Source organism: Fundidesulfovibrio sp. (assembly GCF_058402725.1).
In genome coordinates this window covers 1-3,098 of the sequence record NZ_JBZVFJ010000251.1, presented here as the reverse complement: position 1 = coordinate 3,098, position 3,098 = coordinate 1, and the positions used below count along the sequence as shown (strand labels likewise).

The following is a 3,098-nucleotide window of genomic DNA, read 5'->3' as shown; positions in this document are numbered from 1 at the left end:
CTGGAATACTACGAATACCCGGCGGCCCTGCCCACGGTGGAGCTGTCTTCCATCAAGATGGACCTCTACCGGCGCGACTTCACCATCAACGCCCTGGCCATCCACCTCTCGCCCGAGCGCTTCGGCAGGCTCGTGGACTTCTTCGACGCCCAGCGCGACCTCAAGGACCGCATGATCCGCGTGCTGCACTCCCTCTCCTTCGTGGAGGACCCCACGCGCATCCTGCGGGCCATCCGCTTCGAGCAGCGCTTCCACTTCAAGATCGGCGCGCAGACCGAGCGGCTCATTCGCAACGCCATCGCCAACCAGTTCGTGCACAAGCTCTCGGGGCCGCGCGTGTTCCACGAGATGCGCCACATCATGGAGGACGACAGGCCCCTGGCCAGCATCCGGCGCATGGACGAGTTCAAACTCCTGGCCGCCATCCACCCGCACCTTGCCCTGGACCCGCGCAAGGACGAGGTGCTCGCCGAGGCCGAGCGCGTGATCACATGGTACGCCCTGCTCTATGTGGAGCCCAAACCCGAGGTCTGGCGCATCTACTTCCTGGGCCTGTGCGCAGGCATGGAGGACGACCAGGTGCAGGGCGTGGCACGCCGCCTGGGCTTCTCCAAGCACATGGAGGAGAGCTTCCTGGCCCTGCGCCACTCCATCCGCAACACGGCGCAGCAGATTTTCGAGTGGGAATACCGGCGCGGCCTGCACAGCGAGCTCTACTTCCTGCTCAGGGATCTGCCCCTGGAAGGCGTGCTCTACCTCATGGCCCGCAACCCCAAGGAGACCGTGCAGCGCTCCATCTCGCTCTTCCTGACCACCCTGCGCACCCTGCGCGTGGAGCTGGCCGGAGAGGACTTGAAGGCCATGGGCCTGCCGCCAGGGCCGCGCTACGCCCAGATTTTGCGCGCCGTCACCGCCGCCATGCTCGACGGCAAGGCCACCTGCCGCGCCGAGCAGATGGCCATGGCCAAACGCATGGTCGAAAAGGATTTGGGGCTCGAGTGGATGCCGGGGGCTGGCCCGGCCCGATGAGCGATCCGTTGTCCGGCGGAAGGCTCCGGAAGGCCTGCCCCGTCAGGCGGGAGCGGGGCCGGGCCGCACGGAGCCTCAGCCGTTCCGTGGGGGCTGCCGCACCAGGAGCGCCGAGGCCATGCCCAGGAGGATCACCCCCGCCACATAGAGGAAAGCTTCGGAGTAGTGCCCGGTGTTGGATTTCACCCAGCCCATCAGGTACGGCCCCAGGAACCCGCCCACGTTGCCCAGGGAGTTGATGAGCGCGATGCCTGCCGCCGCGGCCGCGCCGCCCAGGCAGCGGGTGGCCATGCCCCAGAACGGCCCCAGAACGCCCCAGATGCCCATGGCCGCCAGGCTCGCCCCGGCCAGCACGCCCGCCAGACCCGTGGCCGCCGAAAGCGCCACCATGCCGCACAGGCACAGGCCCATGGAGCCGATCACGTGCCAGCGCCGCTCTGCGAAACGGTCGGAACTGGCGCCGATGAGCACCATGCCCACGGCCGCGAACCCGTAGGCCACCATCACGTGGAAGCCCACGGACAGGGCGTCGCCCCCTGTCACCTGGGCCACGATCTGCGGCAGGAACATCACCAGCCCGTACATGGCCAGCACCGAGCAGAAGTAGATGAAGCCGAAGAGCCACACCACGGGGCTGGTCAACCCCTGGCGCACGCCGTGCAGGCGGCCCGGCCCGGCGTCCGCGCCCTCGGCCTCCAGGGCCTCGGCCAGGGCCTGGCGCTCTTCGGGGGTCAGCCAGGCGGCCTTGGCCGGTCCGGCCGGCATGGTGAACCACACCGCCACGCCCAGGAGCACGGCGGGCAGCCCCTCCAGCAGGAAGAGCCACTGCCAGCCCGTGTGGCCCCAGACGCCGTGCAGCCCCATGATCCAGCCCGAAAGCGGGCTGCCCACGAGCCCCGCCACGGGAGTGGCGGTCATGAACAGGGCCACGGCCCGCGCCCGGCTGGCGTGGGGGAACCAGTAGGTGAGGTAGAGGATGATCCCGGGAAAGAACCCCGCCTCGCAGGCCCCCAGCAGGAAGCGCAGCGCCGCGAAGGTGACAGGCCCCTGGGCGTAGGCCAGGGCCATGGTCACCAGGCCCCAGCTGACCATGATCCGCGCAATCCAGCGCCTGGCTCCCACGCGCGCCAGCACGAGGTTGCTGGGCACCTCCAGGAGCACGTAGCCCAGGAAGAAGATGCCCGCGCCGAAGCCGTAGGCTGCCTGGTCCAGGCCGAGGTCGCGGTTCATGCCCAGGGCCGCGAAGCTCACGTTGATGCGGTCCAGGTAGGCCACGATGTAAAGCACGAAGAGGAACGGCAGCAGCCGCCATGTGGCCTTGGAGACGGCCCTTTCAAGGGTCGGGTTCATGCGGGGGATTCCTGTGATGGTCGCGGCGCGCGGGAGCCGAAGCGCCAACGGCATGCCGAGGGGATGCCGGGGCCGCGACAGCGTCGCGCGTGGTCCGTGAGGCTTGCGGTGCTGCACGGAACAGGGCGACGGCGTCCGGCGCGCCGGACGGCCCTGCCTGCCCTATTTCACCTGGGCGTCCTTGAAAAATTCCTTGAGGAATTCCTGGTCCTTGGGGCTCAGGTTGAAGCGCATGCCCGCCTCCCCCAGGAGATTGGCCAGGGAGGCCCCCGGCTTGGCGAGGGCTTCGGAAACCCAGGACACGGCGTTACGCATCAATTCGGACTGGGGCATCACGGTGCTCATGGGCATTTTCTCCTGGTGCTGCAAGCATTACCAAACGGCAATCATCTTTGTATCTTATGCACGCAGGGGTTGCAAGGATCGCCCGCGCGTCGTACCCATGCCCGGCGCGCCGCCTGGCGCATTCCCCAAAGAACCGCAGCCGCGCCGTCAGCAAGGACATCGCATGGATCCCTGGCTCAGTTCCATCATCCTCGGCATCGTCGAGGGCGTCACCGAATTCCTGCCCGTGTCGTCCACGGGGCATCTCATCCTCACGGGCGCGCTCCTGGGACATGCTGGGGAGAAGGCCGCCTCGTACGACATCATCATCCAGCTGGGGGCCATCCTCGCGGTGGTGGTAATGTACCGCGAGCGCTTCGCCGGACTCGTGGTCC

4 protein-coding genes are annotated in these 3,098 nt (G+C 68.0%); 2 read left to right on the top strand and 2 right to left on the bottom strand.

Features of this window, described 5'->3' with window-relative positions:
- Positions 1 to 1,029, top strand: a 1,029-nt coding sequence (locus ACV4UX_RS18245) for a tRNA nucleotidyltransferase/poly(A) polymerase-related protein (protein WP_491594704.1), incomplete at its 5' end; no start/stop codon positions are given.
- 75 nt (positions 1,030 to 1,104) lie between these two features.
- Here ACV4UX_RS18245 and ACV4UX_RS18240 read toward each other — a convergent pair.
- Both ACV4UX_RS18240 and ACV4UX_RS18235 read right to left on the bottom strand, forming a co-directional pair.
- Positions 1,105 to 2,379 carry an MFS transporter gene (locus ACV4UX_RS18240; RefSeq protein WP_491594703.1) on the bottom strand — a complete coding sequence of 425 codons (1,275 nt, stop codon included), beginning with the start codon at positions 2,377 to 2,379 and terminating at the stop codon, positions 1,105 to 1,107.
- Between the two features lie 162 nt (positions 2,380 to 2,541).
- Positions 2,542 to 2,724 (bottom strand): hypothetical protein, encoded by a 183-nt coding sequence (locus tag ACV4UX_RS18235; protein WP_491594702.1) that lies wholly within the window; start codon positions 2,722 to 2,724, stop codon positions 2,542 to 2,544.
- 163 nt (positions 2,725 to 2,887) lie between these two features.
- Here ACV4UX_RS18235 and ACV4UX_RS18230 point away from each other — a divergent pair.
- Positions 2,888 to 3,098: undecaprenyl-diphosphate phosphatase (locus tag ACV4UX_RS18230; protein WP_491594701.1), on the top strand; the 211-nt coding region annotated here is incomplete at its 3' end.